Source organism: Gillisia limnaea DSM 15749 (assembly GCF_000243235.1).
Classification (GTDB): Bacteria; Bacteroidota; Bacteroidia; order Flavobacteriales; family Flavobacteriaceae; genus Gillisia; species Gillisia limnaea.
Genome location: NZ_JH594606.1, coordinates 2758553 through 2776350 on the forward strand (window position 1 = coordinate 2758553; position 17798 = coordinate 2776350).

General features: G+C 37.1%; 17 protein-coding genes, 3 tRNA genes and 1 pseudogene. 7 read left to right on the plus strand and 14 right to left on the minus strand.

Translation table 11 applies throughout. The features are described 5' to 3' along the window. Nucleotides 1–314: 314 nt before the first annotated feature. From GILLI_RS14025 to GILLI_RS14035, 3 genes are all read left to right on the plus strand, one after another. Nucleotides 315–2579, plus strand: a complete 2265-nt coding sequence (locus GILLI_RS14025) for an aconitate hydratase (RefSeq protein WP_006989786.1) — start codon at nt 315–317, stop codon at nt 2577–2579. A 343-nt stretch (nt 2580–2922) separates the two neighbouring features. Then, entirely contained in the window at nt 2923–3723 is an 801-nt protein-coding gene (locus GILLI_RS14030; protein ID WP_245545635.1) for an XRE family transcriptional regulator, read from the plus strand. Between the two features lie 62 nt (nt 3724–3785). Continuing rightward, on the plus strand, nt 3786–4361 hold the full coding sequence (locus GILLI_RS14035; protein WP_006989788.1) for a TlpA family protein disulfide reductase: 576 nt from the start codon (nt 3786–3788) through the stop codon (nt 4359–4361). 144 nt (nt 4362–4505) lie between these two features. Here the strand turns inward: GILLI_RS14035 and GILLI_RS14040 are convergent, their stop codons facing one another. The 5 genes from GILLI_RS14040 to GILLI_RS14060 are packed head-to-tail and all read right to left on the minus strand — an operon-like array spanning nt 4506 to nt 9305. Further along, nucleotides 4506–5645: a lycopene cyclase family protein gene (locus GILLI_RS14040; RefSeq protein WP_006989789.1), complete on the minus strand. Its 1140-nt coding sequence runs from the start codon at nt 5643–5645 to the stop codon at nt 4506–4508. Between the two features lie 12 nt (nt 5646–5657). Beyond that, nucleotides 5658–6107, minus strand: coding sequence for a sterol desaturase family protein (locus GILLI_RS14045; RefSeq protein WP_006989790.1), 450 nt, complete (start codon nt 6105–6107; stop codon nt 5658–5660). Further along, the gene (locus GILLI_RS14050; RefSeq protein WP_006989791.1) at nt 6107–6946 is read right to left on the minus strand and encodes a phytoene/squalene synthase family protein; all 840 of its coding nucleotides are present in this window, start codon (nt 6944–6946) and stop codon (nt 6107–6109) included. Before GILLI_RS14050 ends, GILLI_RS14045 begins: the two co-directional genes overlap by 1 nt. Beyond that, entirely contained in the window at nt 6943–8406 is a 1464-nt protein-coding gene (locus GILLI_RS14055; RefSeq protein WP_006989792.1) for a phytoene desaturase family protein, read from the minus strand. The genes GILLI_RS14050 and GILLI_RS14055 overlap by 4 nt, the downstream gene beginning before the upstream one ends. Then, nucleotides 8406–9305: a MerR family transcriptional regulator gene (locus GILLI_RS14060; protein ID WP_006989793.1), complete on the minus strand. Its 900-nt coding sequence runs from the start codon at nt 9303–9305 to the stop codon at nt 8406–8408. The genes GILLI_RS14055 and GILLI_RS14060 overlap by 1 nt, the downstream gene beginning before the upstream one ends. 367 nt (nt 9306–9672) lie before the next feature. On the opposite strand from GILLI_RS14060, the gene GILLI_RS18720 reads away from it, so the two are divergent. Further along, entirely contained in the window at nt 9673–10014 is a 342-nt protein-coding gene (locus GILLI_RS18720; protein WP_040507074.1) for an ISAon1 family transposase N-terminal region protein, read from the plus strand. A gap of 55 nt (nt 10015–10069) precedes the next feature. Continuing rightward, a pseudogene (locus tag GILLI_RS18185) lies at nt 10070–10993 on the plus strand (ISAon1 family transposase); the annotation flags it as partial. 240 nt (nt 10994–11233) lie between these two features. Here the strand turns inward: GILLI_RS18185 and GILLI_RS14075 are convergent. The 3 genes from GILLI_RS14075 to GILLI_RS14085 form a co-directional block, all read right to left on the minus strand. Further along, nucleotides 11234–11317 (minus strand) — tRNA-Leu (locus GILLI_RS14075). Nucleotides 11318–11560: 243 nt separating this feature from the next. Beyond that, nucleotides 11561–11633: transfer RNA gene (locus tag GILLI_RS14080), tRNA-Lys, on the minus strand. Nucleotides 11634–11660: 27 nt separating this feature from the next. Then, nucleotides 11661–11733 (minus strand) — tRNA-Lys (locus GILLI_RS14085). A gap of 284 nt (nt 11734–12017) precedes the next feature. Between GILLI_RS14085 and GILLI_RS14090 the strand changes: the two genes are divergently transcribed. Continuing rightward, entirely contained in the window at nt 12018–12539 is a 522-nt protein-coding gene (locus GILLI_RS14090) for a shikimate kinase (protein ID WP_006989795.1), read from the plus strand. Here the strand turns inward: GILLI_RS14090 and GILLI_RS14095 are convergent. From GILLI_RS14095 to GILLI_RS14105, 3 genes are read right to left on the minus strand one after another with little or no spacing between them, the layout of a single operon-like run. Beyond that, nucleotides 12531–13031 (minus strand): phosphoribosyltransferase family protein, encoded by a 501-nt coding sequence (locus GILLI_RS14095; RefSeq protein WP_006989796.1) that lies wholly within the window; start codon nt 13029–13031, stop codon nt 12531–12533. The genes GILLI_RS14090 and GILLI_RS14095 overlap by 9 nt on opposite strands. Nucleotides 13032–13036: 5 nt before the next feature. Further along, nucleotides 13037–13618, minus strand: a complete 582-nt coding sequence (locus GILLI_RS14100; RefSeq protein WP_006989797.1) for a class I SAM-dependent methyltransferase — start codon at nt 13616–13618, stop codon at nt 13037–13039. Continuing rightward, nucleotides 13615–14031 carry an RNA-binding S4 domain-containing protein gene (locus GILLI_RS14105; RefSeq protein WP_006989798.1) on the minus strand — a complete coding sequence of 139 codons (417 nt, stop codon included), beginning with the start codon at nt 14029–14031 and terminating at the stop codon, nt 13615–13617. The genes GILLI_RS14100 and GILLI_RS14105 overlap by 4 nt, the downstream gene beginning before the upstream one ends. A gap of 80 nt (nt 14032–14111) precedes the next feature. Here GILLI_RS14105 and GILLI_RS14110 point away from each other — a divergent pair, with 80 nt between their 5' ends. Next, nucleotides 14112–15041: an FKBP-type peptidyl-prolyl cis-trans isomerase gene (locus GILLI_RS14110; protein WP_006989799.1), complete on the plus strand. Its 930-nt coding sequence runs from the start codon at nt 14112–14114 to the stop codon at nt 15039–15041. 114 nt (nt 15042–15155) lie between these two features. On the opposite strand, the gene GILLI_RS14115 is transcribed toward GILLI_RS14110, so the two are convergent. The 3 genes from GILLI_RS14115 to GILLI_RS14125 all read right to left on the minus strand — a co-directional run bounded on the left by GILLI_RS14115 (nt 15156) and on the right by GILLI_RS14125 (nt 17784). After that, entirely contained in the window at nt 15156–15752 is a 597-nt protein-coding gene (locus tag GILLI_RS14115; protein WP_006989800.1) for an outer membrane beta-barrel protein, read from the minus strand. Nucleotides 15753–15873: 121 nt separating this feature from the next. Further along, the gene (locus GILLI_RS14120; protein WP_006989801.1) at nt 15874–16827 is read right to left on the minus strand and encodes a transketolase family protein; all 954 of its coding nucleotides are present in this window, start codon (nt 16825–16827) and stop codon (nt 15874–15876) included. A 96-nt stretch (nt 16828–16923) separates the two neighbouring features. Further along, a complete protein-coding gene (locus GILLI_RS14125) occupies nt 16924–17784 on the minus strand; it encodes a transketolase (RefSeq protein ID WP_280985193.1) in 861 nt (286 codons plus the stop codon). Nucleotides 17785–17798 lie beyond the last annotated feature (14 nt).

A 17798-nucleotide genomic window follows, 5' to 3' on the forward strand; every position in this document is an offset into this window, starting at 1 on the left:
ATTTATCGCAAAATATTTCTGGTAGCTTCCATGTTTCTGCTACCTTTTCTGGCCCCTGTTTTCTATTTATTTCAGAAGAAATCCTTAAAAAAATTACAGGAATCCGGTTCTAAAAATAAATAGAAAAACACCTTCCTTTTATCAAATTCTAAAAATAAAGAGGTTATTTTGATTTTCGCCAAATATTCTATAGCCAAAATTAAATAATCTTAAATTATTGTTACAAAATACTGAAATATGGTTCTGATTTTTAATTTCGGATCGAAATTCGTAATTTTGCAAGACTTTTTTAGAACAAAAAAACCCTTATAAATATGGCATACGATATTGATATGATTAAAAAGGTCTATAGCCAAATGGCCGACCGAGTTAATAAAGCCCGCGAAATTGTTGGAAAACCTTTAACCCTTTCAGAAAAAATACTTTACTCTCATTTATGGGATGGGGAAACCAAAGAAGCCTTTACAAGAGGTAAAGATTATGTAGATTTTGCACCAGATAGGATTGCCTGTCAGGATGCAACTGCTCAAATGGCCTTATTGCAATTTATGCAGGCCGGTAAGAAAACCGTAGCGGTTCCAACCACAGTACATTGTGATCACCTTATTCAGGCAAAAATGGGCGCTGCAATAGATCTTCAGGCAGCCAATAAGAGCAGCTCTGAGGTATTTGATTTCCTTGAGTCTGTATCAAATAAATATGGAATAGGATTCTGGAAGCCAGGCGCGGGTATTATTCACCAGGTAGTTTTGGAGAATTATGCATTTCCGGGCGGAATGATGATAGGAACGGATTCTCATACGGTAAACGCCGGTGGCTTGGGAATGGTAGCCATTGGAGTAGGTGGTGCAGATGCTGTGGATGTTATGGCCGGTATGGCCTGGGAGCTTAAATTCCCGAAACTTATTGGGGTGAAATTAACAGGGAAACTTTCCGGATGGACATCTGCAAAGGATGTGATCTTAAAAGTTGCAGGAATTCTTACCGTAAAAGGTGGTACCGGAGCAATTATAGAATATTTTGGTGAAGGTGCACGTTCTATGTCCTGTACTGGAAAGGGAACAATTTGTAATATGGGGGCTGAAGTAGGAGCAACGACTTCAACCTTTGGATATGACGATTCTATGGAACGTTACCTGAATGCTACAAACAGAGCCGATGTTGCACAGGCCGCCAATAAAGTAAGAGAGCATCTTACAGGTGACGATGAAGTATATGCAAATCCGGAGCAATATTTTGATGAATTGATAGAAGTTAATCTTTCCGAATTAAAACCTCACTTAAACGGACCTTTCACTCCCGATCTTGCAACCCCAATTTCTGAAATGGCTGTAAAAGCAAAAGAAAATGACTGGCCAATAAATGTAGACTGGGGACTGATAGGTTCTTGTACCAACTCATCTTATGAAGATCTTACGCGTGCAGCTTCTATCGCAAAACAGGCGGTAGATAAAAAAGTAAAAGCAAAATCTGATTTCGGTATCAATCCCGGTTCAGAAACGATTCGTTTCACAGCAGAGCGTGATGGTTTGTTGAAAATATTTGAAGAACTTGATGCTACAATTTTCACAAATGCCTGTGGACCTTGTATTGGACAATGGGATAGAAGTGACCGAAAAGGAGATGAAAAGAATACGATCGTCCACTCCTTCAATAGAAACTTTTCCAAACGTGCCGATGGAAATCCAAACACACACGCTTTTGTAGGTTCCCCGGAAATGGTTGCTGCTATTGCAATTTCAGGAAGATTGGATTTTGATCCTACCAGAGATACATTGCTTAACGAAGATGGAGAAGAAGTAATGTTGGATGAACCAACAGGAATTGAATTGCCTCCAAAAGGATTTGACGTTGAGGACCCTGGGTATGTAGCTCCTTCTGAAAATGGAAATGTGGAAGTTAAGGTAGCTGCAGACAGTGAAAGGTTACAGTTATTGGAACCTTTTGATGCCTGGAAAGGTGATAACCTAATGGGCGCAAGATTGCTTATTAAGGCCTTTGGAAAATGTACTACAGATCATATTTCTATGGCTGGACCTTGGTTGAGATACCGTGGGCACCTTGATAATATTTCCAATAACATGCTTATTGGTGCTATAAACGCTTTCAATAAGAAAACCAATTTCGTTAAAAATCAAATTAATGGCGAATATGATGGTGTGCCGGCAGTAGCGAGAGCTTATAAAGCAGCAGGAATCCCCACGGTAGTTGTAGGAGATCATAACTACGGGGAAGGTTCTTCCCGTGAGCATGCAGCCATGGAGCCTCGACATTTGGGTGTGAGAGTAGTATTGGTGAAATCTTTTGCTCGTATCCACGAAACAAACTTGAAAAAACAGGGAATGTTGGGGATAACCTTCCAAAATGAAAACGATTACGATTTAATTCAGGAGGATGATACTTTTAATTTTATTGACCTTGAAAATTTTGCACCAGATACTCCTTTAACCATAGAAGTGTTGCATGCAGATGGTAGTAAAGATGTGATTAAAACAAACCATACCTATAACCAACCTCAAATTGAATGGTATAAACATGGATCTGCCTTGAACCTTATCAAAAAGCAAAACGTCGCTTAGAGGCTAAATTTTATTTTAATTTAAAAACCCCCGGAAATCAAATTTCGGGGGTTTTCATTTTAATCCTACCATACAGCTTCATTTCTAGACGTTTTCCCGTTCAAAACGGATTTCATCTAAATTCCAGCTTTTTCTTCCCCTAGCATATCACCTAAGCGGCTCCTGCGGAGTTGAATTAATTCCCACCTAGAAAAATGAATTATTAAAATATTGCTTTTGCCACTTGTTATTATTCTCTTATTTTGACAATAATACCGTGCTATTAACATTTTGTTAACTTATGTTTATACTGATGCCGGGGCTTTTACTATTTGCAATTATAAAAGAAACAATCGTTGAATATATGTCCGACCTTTATAATACTATTCATCCATCTATAAACTCTATTATGCTCAACAGGATAGATTTAGGAAACCGACTTAAACAGTTAAGAAAAACTAGACAATTTTCACAACAGTTCGTGGCAGAAAATCTTTTCATCTCTCAGGCCGCTTATTCTTTAATAGAAAACTCTCAAAATGGTATTGTTGCAGAACATGTGGTTGGTTTGAGTGAACTTTACGACGTCACCACAGATTATATTCTAAAGGGAGATAACCATCTAATAAGAATATCTCCTTTAAATGGGTTTGTGCCCTACGTTAAAATAAAGGCCCATGCAGGATATGTTAAAAATTTGTCGAAGGAAATTACTACAGAAGATTATGAATGGTATAGGATTCCCGGTTTTAATGCTACACTGGAACATCGTCTTTTTGAAGCCGAAGGTGAAAGTATGATTCCTACAATATTTCCCGGAGATGTTGTAATAACCCAGAAGCAAAATAAATGGGATCAAATCCTGGATGGTTCTCTTGTGATAATTGGGACAAAGGAATCCTTGCTAATTAAAAGATTCAAAGAGACTAATGAGCCGGATGTCTTTATCTTTGAAAATGATAATCCAGATTCGACCGAAGAACTTAGCTTTTCAATACATGAGATAAAGGAAATAATGATGGTTCGGGGGAAAATAAGCAATGTGTTAGCGCCTCATCATCAAAATGGTACCAATGGGAAAATTAAAACAATGGAGGAGTCCATAGAATTTCTTAGAAAGGAACTTCTTTCAATAACCAAAAAACTTAATTTGAAAGAAGGATAAAGCAGGGGCTTTCTTGCACTCTGTTGGTAATTTACGTTTCTTTACTATTTAATAGTAAAAAAATGAAGCTCTTTAAAAATCAATGGTTAAACATAGTTATTGTTGTAATAATCCTCGCGATGATAATCCCGGGAACGCGTAAACCAATACAAATATTCGTCAATGAACTGATTGCTTTTAGCCCTTCAGTCACATCGGAGGAGGATAGGACTGCTATTGCACATTATAACTGGACTTTAGAGAAGAATAATAAGGATCGAATGGATTTTTCGGATTTAGAAGGAAAAGTGGTCCTCGTTAATTTTTGGGCTACCTGGTGCCCTCCCTGTATTGCAGAAATGCCTAGCTTTCAGTTGCTGTATGAAGATTATGGGGACAAAATTGATTTTCTGTTTGTCTCTTCTGAAGACCATGAAACAGTTCGTGGGTTTTTGTATAGAAAAAATTACACCTTACCTGCTTTTCGGCCGCTTAGCGAAGCTCCGGCGCCACTAAATGGAAATACGCTTCCCACCACCTTTTTAATCGATAAAACCGGTAATATAGTGATTAGGAAAGTGGGAGCTGCAGATTGGAACAGTGATAATGTAAGAAAAACTATCGATGAGCTCCTGGATGAAAAAATCGGTATGAAATGATCATAAAGGGAATACGATACCAACACCGATGAAATATACGAATTGCTTCCGGGTAGCTATCGGGAGACCATTAAAACAATAAATAGCCGCATCTAAGAATCCAATGAAAAATCCCTAATTGGTTTTTCCCGATAGGATGAGAATTTAAAATGTTTTCCTAAAAAACGATTTTATAAACACTGGATGAAAAAGAGAAATCATAATTTTTATTTCTTCTGAAAGAGATGTTTCTTCATCCAGGTATTTAAATATTTCCTGGGGGGTATTTTTGGTGTAAAATTTACTGAAGATATCCTCCCCTAAATCATTGTTTTCCTTAAGCACATCCAGAAAAATTCCGTCGTACCAGCCAAATCGATTTTTTATTAAATCTTTTGAAGGTGCTTTCCCGGCGTGAATATTCTCGATGATTTGTGCCACCTTTTTTTCTGTATGCTTAAAAGAATATCCGGTAGAGCCTTTAACCCAGGAGCCTCCGGTTCCAATTTTGGTGATCTCGGGAATGCTTTCTGAGTGAAATGGATAATCTGTCATGGGGATAACTCCCATTTCAGATTCTGTGATCTTATAATTTTCGATCTTGAGAATATGTTCAATATAATTTTTCAGGTATTCATCATAAACCGCCTCTTCGGTTAAAAAGGGGGTGAAAAAGGTGAATTCTACCAGGGCTTTATTTTCCGAAAGAGGTAAAACATAGGTGAAACTTGTACTTTCCTTGAATTTAAGTCGATAGTCCATCATAGTGAATACAGACCTGTCAAATTGAGGTTTTTCGGTTTCAATTACCCATCCTTTAAAATGCTGAAATATTTTTGAAGATTTAGGATCTTCAAGGTATTCTGAAGAAATTCTGCTATCAAAAAAATGCGTAGCCGTGTAGCCTCTTTTTCGCCCTTCGGCTATCATTCTCACGGGATCAATTGTTGTGATTTCATCTTCAATGAAATGAAAATCTCCAGTTGCCTCCAGTTCTTTCTTGACTTTGGTATAAAAATCAACAGAACGGATCATTTTATACGTATAAGGTGAAAGCTCCAGGGTCTTATTTGTGGTGGAAGAAATAAATTTTGCCTTTTCCCAGTTTTTAGTAACAATATCATCCCATTTTCCGGCTCCCTTCTCCCAAAAACACCAGGTCTTATCGCCCTGATTATTTAGGTTAGGATCTATTATTGCAATGGATTTACCTTTAAAAAATAAATCTCTGCTAAATTCCAATGCGAGCTGAAGGCCGGCCAAGCCGCCGCCTACAATAACATAATAAAAATTACTGCTCCACATATAGTGGTTTTTTTATTTTCTAAAATATTTCAAAGGAACCCAAAGCATTCCGAAGCATTCTCCTTCATCTTTCCCAAGATGCTTATGATGCATTTTATGTGCACGTCGAACTCCCTTGGCATACCTGTTATTCGCATTTCTGAATATCTTGAACCGTTGGTGGATAAAAATATCATGAACCGTGAAATAGGCAATTCCATAAGCAAGAATTCCCAAACCAATTGGTAAAGCAATCCAAACTGCTTCGAGTCTCCAAAGAAGAAAAAATCCTATACTTACCACCGCATAAAATACAAAAAACAGGTCGTTGCGTTCCCACCAATGTTTATGATCTTTTTTATGATGGTCACTATGGAGGTTCCATAAGAACCCATGCATAACATATTTGTGAGTGAACCAAGCCATCCCTTCCATCATCAAAAATGTGGCTACAAAAACCACGATCCAAAGCAGTGTTTCCATTATAAAATATTTAATCTGTACGAAATATAAGATTTAGCAAGCAGTCCCGCTTTCTGATAATTTGGCACACTAATTCGTTTGTTTTTAATCTCCAGCGAAGGTACTTTTTTTAGTTTGTTTAGCAATTTACTATAGTAAATATAAGCGGTATAAACGCCAAATTTAGCTTCCGCAGGCAATTTGGATATCCCATATAATCCCGATTTAAAATCGGCTTCAATCTCTGCTATTATTTTCTGTTTGCTTACTTCATCCAGGGCATCCAAATTGGTGTCCGGAAAATAACTTCGGCTTAAATCCTCAAAATCTGCTTTAAGGTCCCTCAGGAAATTCACTTTTTGAAATGCAGAACCAAGACTCATGGCAGATTCCCGTAGTTCATCATACTTTTTTTGGTTTCCCTTTACAAAAACCTTCAGGCACATTAGGCCAACCACATCTGCACTTCCGTAAATGTATTCTTTATATTCCTCCTGGGTGAGATAGGTGGATTTATGCAAATCTAATCTCATGCTTTTTAAAAAAGCATTATAGAGGGAGGGGTCAATATCATATTTATGAACCGTTTCCTGAAAAGAATTGAGGATTGGGTTAAGACTTATCTTCATTTTGATCGCTTTGAAAAGATCGGCTGAAAATTCGTCCAAAAGCAGCTCTTTATCATACTCATGAAAGGAATCTACAATTTCATCTGCAAAACGAACAAATCCGTAGATGTTGTAAATATCCTGACGTATGGAAGGTGCCAGCATTTTTGTTGCTAAAGAAAATGAGGTACTGTAGGCATTGGTTACTGCTTTGCTGCAGGTCCTTGAAACCGTGTCAAAAATGGATTTCATAATAATTCTTTTTGAATGAGTCCTGATACTAACTTACCGGATATTAATGAAGGTGGCACACCTGGTCCCGGCACGGTAAGTTGACCGGTAAAAAATAGTCCTTTTACTTTACTGCTCTTTAATTTAGGTCTTAAAAATGCAGTTTGTAAAAGTGTGTTTGCCATTCCATAAGCATTTCCTTTATAGCTGTTGTAATCTTTTATAAAATCATTTACACAAAAAGATTCTTTAAATAGTATGTGTTCACGAACCTTCTGGTTTGTTAGTTTTTCAAACCTATCCATGATTTTCTCAAAATAGTTCTCTCTAAGTTTTTCATTGTCCTCCAGTCCCGGAGCAATTGGAACAAGGAAAAATCCATTTTCACAGTTTTCAGGAGCCGATCCCGGATCGGTTACTGAAGTGAAATTTGCATAAAATAAAGGCTCTTCAGGCCATTTTGGTTCATCATATATTTCTTTTGCATGTGCATCAAAATCAACATCAAAGAATAAATTGTGATGATGAATGTTTTTCAACTTTTTGTCAAATCCTATATAAAACAAAAGAGAAGAAGGGGCAAAGGTCTTTTTGTTCCAATAAGATTCTGAATATTGGCGATATTTAGGGTCCAGCAAAGTTTCACTGTGATGATAATCTGCACCGCTTACAACTAAATCTGTTGCAATTTCTTTTCCATCAATTGTAATGGAAGATACAATTTTATTAGATATGTTGATCTTTTCAACAGCCGAATTGGTTTCAATCTTAACCCCCAGCGATCTTGCGAGGGATTCCATTCCTTCAATGACTTTATACATACCACCTTTGGGATGCCAGGTGCCAAGTCCAAAGTCGGCATAATTCATAAAACTGTAAAATGAAGGAGTATCACTGGGTTTTGCTCCAAGGAAGAGAACAGGGAATTCTAACAACTGGATCAGCTTTTTATTTTTGAACTCTTTCCGTACATCTTTTGAAATTGTACTAAAAAACTGTCCTATCTTTTTGATGGTTTCCGGTGTTACAAGCTCCAAGGGAGAAACTCCCGGACGATACACCAAATCCTTGATGGCGATTTCATAATTGCTTTGGGCCTGAGCTATAAATTTCTTTAGTTGTATAGAACTACCGGTCTCTTCCTTTTCAAATGCAGCATATATTTTTTCAAGCGTATCTTCAATAAGGATGTTTTCATCATTTCCGAAGAAAACTTTGTAAGCTGGATTTAGTTTATCCAGCTGATAATAATCGGAAGGGGATTTATCAAAATCGGCAAAAAAGCGTTCAAAAACATCAGGCATCCAATACCATGAAGGTCCCATGTCAAAAGTAAAACCTTCCTTTTTCAATTGCCTGGCCCTACCTCCAACGCTGTTATTTTTTTCGTAGATGGTCACATCAAAACCTTCTCTGGCCAGATAACAGGATGCTGAAAGGGATGCGAATCCAGAGCCAATGATACTTACTTCCTTACTCATTATAAGGCTAATTGGTTAGCGAATTCAGGAATAGATTTATAGATATGGATGTTTTCTTTCTGGTTTATTGGATCTGCAGCCTGAATCCTGGCACCAAATAAACTCAATTCACGTTTTTTATCAAAGCACAGTTCTCTTTCAAATTCCTCAACGAATTCTGAAAGATCTTTAGGAGCAATGGTAAGGTAACTGATAAATTTTGGGTTTGGATGAATTTCTAATAGATATTTCATATCGGCCATTGGCATGCTTGGCCCTAAATATATAGTTTTCTTTTTATGTAAATTCAATTCATAATTGAGATATAAAATCCCGAGATCGTGAATTTCATTTTCCGGTAAAAAAAGCACAAACAATTCATCGTTATCATAGGAGCTGCCATTTTCCAAAAGGGCAATATTAAGATATAATTTCTGTTTTATCAAGCCTACCAGGAAATGTTCGTGTACCGGATTAATGGTATCTGTTTGCCAAAGCAACCCAATTTCTTCTAGTAATGGAAGGAAAATGTGATGGAAAATATCCCTGAAGTTCTTGGATTCCAATAGTTTTTCATAGGTATTATTAAATAGAACCTGGTCAAAATTTATCATTGCAATTTTAAAAGAATTTATTGCCCTGTTTTGCTCACTTGAACTGGCAGCAACCTCTTTTACCATTTTCCCTACCTCCTCATTGCTAAGCTTAGCGATCCTGGAAATTTTATAGCCATGTCCATTGAGGAATGTAACGTTTAAGATCTTCTGAAGACTGCTAAGATCATAGCTTCGAATATTCGTGTCGGTTCGGTCGGGAGTAAGGATGTTATACCGCTTTTCCCAGATCCTGATTGTGTGGGCTTTTATTCCACTAAGATGTTCAAGATCTTTAATGCTAAAATTTTGTTTTAAGTGTTCCATAATTGTTTAAACAAGATAGACAAAACTAAACAAAATTAATAGTTGTTAATTATATTAAAATGTTAAATGTTTAATTAATTAGACAAAAAGTTAAACAAAAAAAATATTTTGAAAGGAGAAATGATCCTTTGGAATTATTAAAGCACTGATATTTAATGCCTTATTTTCGAAAAGTGAGTGTAATAAAAGAAATGCCAAGCTTTATTTTTAATGCACCAATGAATATTATTGCTCAAAACACACCCATCTCGTTAGGGCATTATCTCATCAAAACTGGATAATTCTTCTTTAGGACGTGCCTTGCAAGTTTCGGATCAAGATAAAAACTTGGGGAGAAATGTATCTTTGCAAGAAAAACACTAAAAACTTGGACATAGAATTAGCCCGCTATTTATTGCCAGAAGGCATATTAGAATATTTTGAGATCATTAGTCATAAATCATCAGCAGACAAGGTTCATTTCTATTTAGAAGAGAAGAACATACTTCCCAAAGAACATCAGTCAGAAATTGCGCAATCCAAAGGCTTCTTACCGGAGATAACGGTTGAAGATTTTCCGCTTAGGGGCAAATCCGTATTGCTTCATATAAAACGAAGACGTTGGACCCTGGTCGCTACAGGAGAGATAGTAAAAAGAGATTGGAACCTTATAGCTAAAGGCACTCGGATAACTAATGAGTTTGCCTCTTTTTTAAAAGGTATCGCTTGATACCCACGCGGTAAGTGCCAAACGGTTTGGTGACTATTATAAGACCAATGGCAAAGCGCTTCAGTACCACTACAAAAATCATCTTAGCGACTTCAAGGATTGGACGCAAAAGGAGCATTCACAAAATTGGCTGCTCTATGGAAAGAACTTGGGCAAATATTTAAGCCTAGATGAAACCTCTTTATCCAATGGTGAGCTTTTCACGATTCTCACAAACAAAGCAGCCAAGGGAAAGAAAGGCAGCATAGTAGCCATCGTTAAAGGAACCAAAGCGGATGATGTTATTAAGGTACTTAAAAAAATCTCCGTAGAAAGGCGCAATATGGTAAAAGAAGTTACTGTGGATATGGCTGGAAGCATGAATTTGATCGCCAAAAAATGTTTCCCTAAAACCGAAATAGTTACAGATAGGTTCCATGTTCAAAAACTAGCCTCAGAAGCAGTGCAAGAAGAACGTATCCGATTAAGGTGGGAAATTATAGAAGAAGAAAATAAAGCTATTGAAGAAGCCAGGAAAAATGAAAAAGCATATAAACCAGAGTTTCTTGGTAATGGGGATACACAGCGGCAGTTACTCGCTAGAGGCCGATACCTATTGTTTAAACCCAAAGCCAAATGGACAGCAAGACAAATGGAAAGAGCTGAAATATTATTTGATCTATACCCAACTATTGAAAAAGCATACAACCTCTCTCAAGAGCTAAGCTACGTTTTTAGAAACAACACAAATAAAGATGTAGCAAGGCTAAAATTGGCACATTGGTACAACAAAGTTGAAAACTCTGAATTCAAGTCTTTCAATACCATTGCCAGGTCTGTACAGATGCACTACGAGACCATACTAAACTATTTTAACAACAGAAGCACCAATGCTTCCGCCGAATCTTTTAATGCCAAAATAAAAGAATTCAGAGCTTCGTTTAGAGGTGTCAAAGATGTGAAATTCTTCCTCTATAGACTAACTAAATTATATGCATAATTTTCTAGCTCCCCATAAATATCATTTGATCCCAAGTTTCCACCGTTACTTGTTAATATAGAAAGAGCGCTAATATGATTTTTTGTATCCCTTAGTACATTACGAATTTTAAAGATAAAATAGGCGCAGAAAATATAGCGAAAACTATAAGTAGAAAGTTTGTTTAAATTATCACCAAAAATATGTTTACACAGATGTTTTGTAAATACTTGTAAATAAAGGGATAATAGAAGAATAAAGTACCCGGAGCGGGACTTGAACCCGCACGCCCTAATGAACACATGGCCCTCAACCATGCCTGTCTACCAATTCCAGCACCCGGGCAAATGGGCTATTAGAAAATGAATTTCCAAAAGGCTGTTAAAAAAACTATTCCGACTTAATCAGAAATTAGAGAACTTAAAGATATTGATTTTACAGTGGATTCCTGTCCTTTACTTAGATCAGGATTTTTGACTGGTTTAATCAATATTTCAATTTGTGATCTGGCTGGGGCTTCCTTCGATTTCGCTAAAAAGCTACACTCAGGATAAACTTCTCGCCCAACAAGATTTGAACTTGTTTTTGTGATCTGGCTGGGGCTCGAACCCAGGACCCTCTCCTTAAAAGGGAGATGCTCTACCAACTGAGCTACCAAATCGTTGTGTTTTTTATGAACTTATTTTTGTGATCTGGCTGGGGCTCGAACCCAGGACCCTCTCCTTAAAAGGGAGATGCTCTACCAACTGAGCTACCAAATCCAGTGATGCATTATTTCTTAAATGCGGGTGCAAATATACTATCATTAATTTATTTTTCAAGAGGAATTTAATATAAATTTGCAAATGTTTTAATTTAAATTCTAAACCCCTCTTTTTCAGTATAGAATGAGGTTTAGAGTTTATACGAATTTTGTGATTGGCATCACATTTAGTTTAAATTATAAATAAATTATTATGAAATGAGCATAACGCGAATACGACAAAAACATTTATGAAGATATGCGAATTACATATGTCCAATAAAAAACAATAAATATCTACCTATGAAAATATTCCTTTGCGGCTATATGGGTTCCGGTAAATCTGTTGTAGCAAAACGACTGGCTGAAAAACTAAAGTTCCCGCTTATTGATATAGATGACCAAATTGCTTTGATAGAACATAAATCTATTCCTGAGATTTTTAAAAGTAGAGGGGAGCTTTTTTTCAGAAAAAGGGAAAATCAGGTCTTGCAGGATGTGTTGGAAGATCCTGCTTCTTTATTGATTTCATTGGGTGGTGGGACTCCTTGTTATGCCAATAACCTCGAAATGATACTCAATGGAAAGGATTCCGTACTAATATATTTAAAGGCTTCTGTTGGGTTTCTTACCAATCGTCTTGCTTCAGAAAAGGACACGAGACCACTCATAAGTCACCTGAAAAGCGATGAAGATCTTGAAGATTTTATTAGAAAGCACCTGTTTGAACGCAGTTACTATTATAATCAGGCCCATTGGAAGATACCAGTAGAGGGCAAGGATATAGATAGTATCGTGGATGAAATCATCGAAAATTTAAAGTAATTCTACTGTGTCTTTGCCTTTTGAAAAGTGCACCTGAACCATTTCGTTGAACGAGGTCGATAACGAGATCCCTTTAAAATCTGCTTTAACAGGGAATTTTTTATGACTTCGGTCTACCAGTACTGCAGTTTTAAACTGTTTTAAAGGTACTTCAAGGAAGTGTTTAACTCCATAGATTAAAGTAGCTCCAGAATTCAAAACATCATCTGTGAGCACGATGGATTTATTTATATATGCTGAAGATGGTAAGGAGGTTTCTATTTTTTTTAATGGATTTTTCTTATCTATTTTCACCTCACAAAGCTCAATCTTTAGATCTGAAATTTCTTCTAGTATCGTTTTCAATCTTTTGGCAAACAAAAAACCGCTTTTGGATATCCCTGCAAGAATAAGTTCGGTTTCATTCAAATTGCTCTCATAAATTTGGTAGGCAATACGTTTTATTTTGTGCTCTATTTGCTGATTGTTTAATATTATATTGGATGCTGGCATGGTTTTTAGTTTTTCTTAAAAATAAAAAATAATTCATTTCCCTGTCTTGGCGGAATAGAATTCGTACAGTTTTCTAAAATTTCAATGTTAAATTCCGTACCAAAATAGGTTAAATATTCTTCTTTATTTCCTCCAAAAGGCGGTCCTTTTTTTTTAAATTCCATATTAAAAAACAAACCAACCAGTTTCCCGTTATTTTTCAATAAGGAAGTCATTTTTTTTGCATACAAATTTCTTTTCTCAATGGGTAGTGCACAAAAAAAAGTTTGTTCCAGGATAAGGTCAAAAGTATCATGAAATTTAAAGAAGTCTACATTGTGTAAATTTTCCTCTGGAAAAGAAGGAACACGCAGCTTTAAATTTTCAAGAGGTTCTCTGGCAATATCAAGGACATGCACCTGCTCAAATCCTTTTGAAAATAAATATTCCGCTTCATAGGCATTTCCTGCTCCTGGAATCAGGATTTTTATAGTTTTGTCTTCTAGCTGGTCTATAAATTCTTTCAAAGGCGGGGAAATCCTGTTTAGGTCCCAACCGGTTTCATCTTCCCTGTAACGGGAAGCCCAATATGTTTCATTTAAATTCATTCCTTTTTTTCATTTTCCGGAGCTGTGTCTTCCTTTTTCTCATTTTCTGGACTTTCAACCCAATCGTCAATATCCCTTCTGTCTTTTTTTGTTGGTCTTCCCGATCCTTTTTTTCTGTAATAATCCTTGGAATATTTTAGAAGTTCCATTTTGTCAAAAGCCTCTTTTGGGGTAATATCATTCACATATAAACCTGCTATTTTAGCACCCACTCTGCTTGTGGGCAAGTCCAAAACTTCAATTTCATAATCGATTTGATTTTTACGCACCCTTATTTTATCGGTTGCATAAACCTCGCGGGAAGCTTTTACATTGGCTCCCCCAATTTTTACTTTTCCCTTTCTGCATGCCTCGGTAGCCAAACTTCTGGTTTTAAAATAGCGCACACACCATAAAAACTTATCCACTCTCATAAATCTGAATCTTAAAACTAACTAAATCTTAAGCAAAAATACAAGATTATTGTATCTTGCGGCCTTAAAATTAATTAAGTATGAGATTGACCAGATTGTTGATTATTGGTGTGCTGTTAAGCACATTTTTTATAGCCTGCAAAAGTGATGATGATAACGGGCCGGAAGTGGTTCCTCCAAGAGATATGGGAGAACAGGCTATTGCGGATGATGAAGCCATTATTTCTTATTTACAAACACATTTTTATAACGTGGAGGATTTTGAAAATCCTTCAGAGGGATTTGATTACAAAATTAGGTTTGATACTATTTCCGGTGAGAATTCTAATAAAAAGCCTTTAATTGAATCAAATCTCTTGTCTACAGAAATTATTACCAGAAATGAGGTGGATTTTACTATTTACATTTTGAAAATCAGGGAAGGAGTAGGGGAGCACCCTACTTTTGCAGATTCTACATTTCAGAATTATAAAGGAGAATTATTGAATAGAACTGTCTTTGATAATACAGTGAACCCTGTGTGGTTCGATCACCCGGGAACTTTAACCCAGGCTAATCAAGGGATTGCTGTTACCGGCTTAACAGAAGCTCTTGTAGAATTTGGGGGAGCTTCGGGTTTTGAGGTAAATGATGATAATACAGTTACGTGGGAAAATGATTTTGGAATAGGAGCTGTTTTTGTTCCTTCCGGTCTTGCATACTTCGCGAGTGGAACATCAACAATCCCGGCTTACAGCCCGCTTATTTTTAGTTTTCAATTATACAGAGTAAACCAGGCAGATCACGATCAAGATGGTATTCCTTCCTGGATGGAGGATCTTGATAATAACCGTATTTTAAGAAACGATGATTCAGACGGGGATACTGCTCCAAATTATTTGGACCAGGATGATGATGGCGATGGAACTCCTACAAGGGACGAAATAATAATAAATGAAGACGGAAGTATTGAATTCCCGGATAGCAATGGAAATGGTACGCCAGACTACCTTGATCCGGATACCTTCTAAGGTTCAAAAATTTGAGACATAAAAAAGCCGCGGATTTCGCGGCTTTTTTTTAATTTAATTCCACCAGTAGATTTATTTTCCCTGATCCTTGCCCATCCCGTTCGGGCGGGATTTCTACTTCAGGTTATAAGAAACGCCTAAAATCCATTGAGACGGTCGGGAATCTATTCTAAAATTAGTATCTGCCGCAGCATCTCCAAAAGCGTTATTTTCTTTAAAAGCCCCTTCATATCTAAGGTCAAATCCAAGTCGACCTAAGTTTATTCCAGCTCCTAATTGATATCCCAACGTGATTTCATTTTCTACTTCAGAAATTTTAAAGGAAGAGTTTTCCAACTCGTTGTTCAATATATATTGAAAGGAAGGACCCGCTTTAATATGTAAAGGACCTAAAAGGTTCATCCCTACCAGGATGGGAGCATCTATTTTATCAATTTTATAATCGAAATTATTATACTCTGTGTTTAAGTTGGTGTAGACCAATTCTGGCTGAAGGAAAATTCCTAAGAATTCTAATTTCCCGAAGATTCCCAGGTGATATCCGGTTTTGTTATTTCCATCTTCAATGGAAGAGGCATCTCCTGCTACCTGAGAAAAATTTTCATATTCTCCTGTTGCACCATAATTTAATCCTCCTTTTATACCGTAAGTAGATTGGGCAATTGCCGTACCACCACAGAAAACCAGGGCCGCTAAAATCAATTTTTTCATAAGTATTATATTTATGTTTGCTTTTTATAACGCAGTTAATGTGCCATTTATTCTGATTAAAAGTAGAAAAACCCTTCAAACACTGAGTTTGAAGGGCTTAAAAATCTAATTTATTCCAATTTTATTTTCGGCCTATCACTTTTTCTGAAGCCTTTACAATCGCTTCAGCATTCAGTCCGTATTTTTCCATCAATTGTTCCGGGGTACCACTTTCTCCAAAAGTATCCTTTGTGGCAACAAATTCCTGTGGCGTTGGATGGTTCATCGTTAATGTTCGGGCAACGCTTTCCCCAAGTCCTCCAAGGAAGTTATGTTCCTCAGCAGTTACCACACATCCGGTTTTTTTAACCGATCGTAAAATTGCTGCTTCATCCAATGGTTTAATTGTGTGAATGTTGATCACTTCAGCACTTATGCCTTTTTCTTCCAATTGTTCTGCAGCCTGTAAAGCTTCCCAAACCAAATGTCCGGTTGCAATAATGGTAACGTCTTTACCTTCGGTTAAATTTAGCGCTTTCCCAATCTCAAATTTCTGATCTTCAGCAGTGAAATTTGCCACTTTTGGCCTTCCGAATCTTAAATAAACAGGTCCGTGATGATCTGCAATTGCAATTGTTGCTGCCTTGGTTTGATTGAAATCACACGTATTGATAACGGTCATTCCCGGTAACATCTTCATCAATCCTATATCTTCCAGGATTTGGTGGGTTGCACCATCTTCTCCCAAAGTAAGTCCGGCGTGAGAAGCACATATCTTCACATTTTTATCTGAATATGCTACACTTTGACGGATCTGGTCATAAACTCTTCCCGTAGAGAAATTAGCAAAAGTCCCGGTAAACGGGATTTTTCCGCCAATGGTCATCCCGGCTGCAATCCCAATCATATTCGCCTCTGCAATTCCAATCTGGAAAAAACGTTCAGGATGGTTATTTTTAAATTCATCCATTTTTAAAGATCCGGTAAGATCTGCACAAAGGGCCACCACGTTTTGGTTGATTTTTCCCAGTGCTGCCAATCCCTCTCCAAAGCCTGAGCGCGTATCTTTATTTCCTGTATTTGTATATTTTTTCATAAGTGCCTTCCCTAATCCTTATTGAGAATGAGGTTTTTATTAATTATGTTACTAATTTTATTTACTCCTCCCTTTCGGGGAGGTTAGGTGGGGCTTTTAATAATCCCCTAAGGTTTCCGGATTTTGTGAAAGTGCTTCTTCCAATTGCTCATCATTTGGAGCTACACCGTGCCATTTATGAGTGTGCATCATAAAATCTACTCCATGTCCCATAACCGTGGTCATTAAAACACACACCGGTTTTCCTTTTCCGGTACGGCTTTTTGCTTCTTTCAATCCGGCTAACACTTCAGTGAGGTTATTTCCTTCTTTTATCTCCACAACCTCCCAGCCAAACGCCTGGAATTTTGCTTTCAGATTTCCCATCGGCAATACTTGTTCTGTAGATCCGTCAATTTGTTGTCCGTTTAAATCTATAGTGGAGATCAAATTGTCTACTTTTTTTGCTGAGGCATACATAATAGCTTCCCAGTTTTGTCCTTCCTGTAATTCTCCATCTCCGTGAAGCGTATAAACAAGATGAGAATCCTTATTGAGTTTCTTGGCTTCTGCTGCACCAATTGCAACACTCATTCCCTGGCCTAAAGAACCGGAGGCAATACGAATTCCGGGCAATCCTTCGTGCGTTGTAGGATGCCCTTGTAAACGGGAATTTATAAGGCGAAATGTATTGAGTTCTTCAATAGGAAAATAACCGCTTCGGGCCAGTACGCTGTAAAAAACAGGAGAAATATGACCATTAGATAAAAAGAAAAGATCTTCGCCTATTCCATCCATACTAAAATTGTTGTTGTGTTCCATAACCTCCTGATAAAGCGCTGAAAAGAACTCGGCACAGCCTAATGAACCTCCAGGATGACCGGAATTCACTTTGTGAACCTGTCTTACGATGTCTCGTCTTACCTGGGTAACGAAATTCTCTAATTGTTGTGTGTCTGGCATTGTTGTGTTGTTAATTTTTTGAATGTTGC